The sequence below is a fragment of the Sulfurovum sp. bin170 genome, from assembly GCF_010892395.1.
GTDB lineage: Bacteria > Campylobacterota > Campylobacteria > Campylobacterales > Sulfurovaceae > UBA1140.
Genome location: NZ_JAACKB010000242.1, coordinates 1 through 2,246 on the forward strand (window position 1 = coordinate 1; position 2,246 = coordinate 2,246).

2 protein-coding genes are annotated in these 2,246 nt (G+C 37.0%); one reads left to right on the top strand and one right to left on the bottom strand.

Annotated elements, in window-relative coordinates:
• Positions 1 to 21: 21 nt before the first annotated feature.
• Positions 22 to 1,218 carry a dicarboxylate/amino acid:cation symporter gene (locus GSY74_RS05825; protein WP_164664161.1) on the top strand — a complete coding sequence of 399 codons (1,197 nt, stop codon included), beginning with the start codon at positions 22 to 24 and terminating at the stop codon, positions 1,216 to 1,218.
• A 10-nt stretch (positions 1,219 to 1,228) separates the two neighbouring features.
• Here the strand turns inward: GSY74_RS05825 and GSY74_RS05830 are convergent, their stop codons facing one another.
• The gene (locus GSY74_RS05830) at positions 1,229 to 2,197 is read right to left on the bottom strand and encodes an aldolase catalytic domain-containing protein (protein WP_164664162.1); all 969 of its coding nucleotides are present in this window, start codon (positions 2,195 to 2,197) and stop codon (positions 1,229 to 1,231) included.
• Positions 2,198 to 2,246 lie beyond the last annotated feature (49 nt).

Here is a 2,246-nt window from a genome sequence, read left to right on the forward strand (position 1 = left end):
AAAGTTAAAAAAAGGAGATATATGCACTATTTTAAATCGCTTAATGTGCAAGTTGTAATAGGAATTATGCTAGGAATAGCTTTTGGAATTTTCGCCCCACTATGGGCTTTGGAGCAGAAGCTTATAGGAGATATGTTTGTAGCACTGCTAAAAATGTTGGTCGTACCATTGGTATTTGCCTCTATCTATACGGCTCTAACTGGGTTAGGTTCTGTAGAAAAATTAAAGAGTATAGGTCTAAAGACCATTGGACTCTATCTGCTAACTACAGCTTTATCTGTATTTTTGGCAATAGTGGTTATGAATATCTTCCCAATAGGTGAGCCTGTAAGTTCAGCAGGATTAGAGTATGCAAAGGCAACAGAGATAAAACCATTCTCTTTTCACGATATGATAATGAGTTTTATCCCTTCTAATGTTTTTAACTCATTGGCTAGTGGATATATGATGCAGGTTATTGTTTTTGCAGTTTTCTTGGCTTTGGCATCTTTTAAAATGGAGCAGAAGCATCAGGATGTACTTTTTGACCTCTTTACTGCGATTAACAACGCAATGTTTCATATCGCTAGATGGGTTATAAATTTAACTCCTATTGGTGTCTTTTCTCTTATATCATACATCATTGCCAAACAGGGAATAGATGTTATTTTGGGTCTTTGGGAGTATGTATTAATTGTAATGGCTGTTATTATTATTCATGCTGTGGTTACTCTACCAATGGTTTTGGCATTTTTTGCAAAGATAAATCCCTATACATATCTCAATCAAGTCAAAGAGGCTAGTATAATGGCATTCTCAACAGCATCAAGTGCAGCAACTCTACCTGTAAGTATGAAAGTTGTCCAAGAGAAGGGTGGAGTGAGCAAGGATAGTGCAGGGTTCGTTCTTCCATTGGGTGCTACGGTATCTATGGATGGAACGGCTTCATACTTGACAATAGCTGTTTTGTATATTGCCAATCTAGCAGGGGTTGCGATGACCTTTGGTGACCAGATAGTATTGGGAATTACGGTTGTGGCTCTCTCTGTAGGTGTAGCGGCTTTGCCTTCTGCCTCTTTGGTTATGATGGTTGTGATTTTGAATCAGGTAGGATTGCCTGTTGAGTATCTTGCTATTATTGTGGCAGTGGATAGGATTTTGGATATGGCTCGAACTTCACTTAATGTGACTTCTGATTTGGTGGTTACTAAGATTGTAGATGTTTTGGGTAAAAAGTAGAGATTATTCTCTACTTTTCTGTTAATCTTTTGTAAAAATCAACATATTTGGTATCACCCTCATCTCTAGCTTTCATTGCAGACCTTGGATGCTCTACAAGTTGTCCTGTTATCATATATGGAATACTGTAACCCCAGTCTAACTCTTTCTCTAAAGGAACGATAAACTCCTCTATAAATTTGAGTACAGGAAGCTGTTTGTACTTTGGATTTTTTAAGAAGCCAAGAAGAAGTTCCATAGGACAGTTACCCGCACCTCTTCCTAGTCCAGATATAGTACAGTCTAAAAAGCTTGTACCATACATCATCGACTCTATAGTATTTGCATAAGCTAACTGTATATTGTTATGTGCATGAATTCCTACCTCTTTACCACCAGCTTTTGCAACTTCAAGATATTTTCCTGTTAGCTTTTTAATCTGTTCAGGATAAAATGAACCAAATGTATCCGCAATATAGATAACATCTACATTTGTTTTCCCTAGTATATCAAGTACTTCATCTAGTTCATCATCAAAAGATTTAGCAATAGCCATGACATTTACTGTCGTCTCATACCCTTTTGCATGAGCCTCCTCTATGAGTTCTATCGCTTCAGGTATCTGATGAATATAGGTTGCTATCCTAATCATATCCACTACAGACTCCTCCTTAGGTAGAAGCTCCTCCTTGACAGTTCTTCCTATATCAGACATTACAGCTATTTTCATATCGGTATCATTGTTCCCAACGATTTTTCTAATGTCCTCCTCTTTAGAGAAGTTCCAAGCACCAAACTCCTCTTCACTCATAAGTGTAGGAGAGTTATTTTTGCCTATCTCCATATAGTCAACACCAGCGGCGACACAGGTATCATAGACACCTTTTACAAATTCATCTGTAAAATGGTAGTTGTTTACTAAGCCGCCATCTCTAATAGTACAGTCAAAAACTTTTATATCTTCTCTTGCAAGAAGCATAGTTCCATGTTTTTCTAACATAAGTTATCCTTTGTAGATTGATATTTTTTAATAAAATAGACTAAAAGCT

What these genes read in the sequence shown, in the direction of transcription:
- GSY74_RS05825 (WP_164664161.1), top strand. Translation starts at nt 22, where the DNA reads ATGCACTATTTTAAATCGCTTAATGTGCAAGTTGTAATAGGAATTATG.
- GSY74_RS05830 (WP_164664162.1), bottom strand. Translation starts at nt 2,197, where the DNA reads ATGTTAGAAAAACATGGAACTATGCTTCTTGCAAGAGAAGATATAAAA.